Origin of the sequence: Gottfriedia acidiceleris, assembly GCF_036421055.1 — a bacterium.
Classification (GTDB): Bacteria; Bacillota; Bacilli; order Bacillales; family Bacillaceae_G; genus Gottfriedia; species Gottfriedia acidiceleris_C.
Genome location: NZ_JAZGQS010000050.1, coordinates 1 through 544, shown reverse-complemented (window position 1 = coordinate 544; position 544 = coordinate 1). Strand labels below are relative to the sequence as shown.

Genomic DNA, 544 nt, shown 5'->3' with positions numbered 1-544 from the left:
TTGGATACTAACTAATTTAGATCCATTAATATGAAATTTAATAAAAATGGAGGAGTAAGAGGGATTCGAACCCCCGCGGGCTGTTACACCCCTGTCGGTTTTCAAGACCGATCCCTTCAGCCAGACTTGGGTATTACTCCATTATAAGTGGTGGACCTTGTAGGACTCGAACCTACGACCGGACGGTTATGAGCCGTCTGCTCTAACCAGCTGAGCTAAAGGTCCTTAAATAAGTAGCGGCGGAGGGAGTCGAACCCACGACCTCACGGGTATGAACCGTACGCTCTAGCCAGCTGAGCTACACCGCCATAATAAGTTAATTTAAGTTTCTTTAAGTGGAGCCTAGCGGGATCGAACCGCTGACCTCCTGCGTGCAAGGCAGGCGCTCTCCCAGCTGAGCTAAGGCCCCATGTTTTAAATGGTCGGGAAGACAGGATTTGAACCTGCGACCCCCTGGTCCCAAACCAGGTGCTCTACCAAGCTGAGCCACTTCCCGTTCAGAATTACAGGTGAAATAATATGGCGCGCCCGAAAGGACTCGAAC

The 544-nt window shown here is 50.4% G+C and carries 5 tRNA genes; all 5 read right to left on the bottom strand.

From position 1 onward, the window contains the following. Positions 1 to 47 precede the first annotated feature (47 nt). Positions 48 to 140, bottom strand: a tRNA-Ser gene (locus RAH41_RS22535). An 8-nt stretch (positions 141 to 148) separates the two neighbouring features. Next, a tRNA-Ile gene (locus tag RAH41_RS22530) sits at positions 149 to 225 on the bottom strand. A 9-nt stretch (positions 226 to 234) separates the two neighbouring features. After that, positions 235 to 308, bottom strand: a tRNA-Met gene (locus RAH41_RS22525). A gap of 28 nt (positions 309 to 336) precedes the next feature. Beyond that, positions 337 to 409 (bottom strand) — tRNA-Ala (locus RAH41_RS22520). Positions 410 to 419: 10 nt separating this feature from the next. Continuing rightward, positions 420 to 496 (bottom strand) — tRNA-Pro (locus RAH41_RS22515). Positions 497 to 544: the final 48 nt, after the last annotated feature.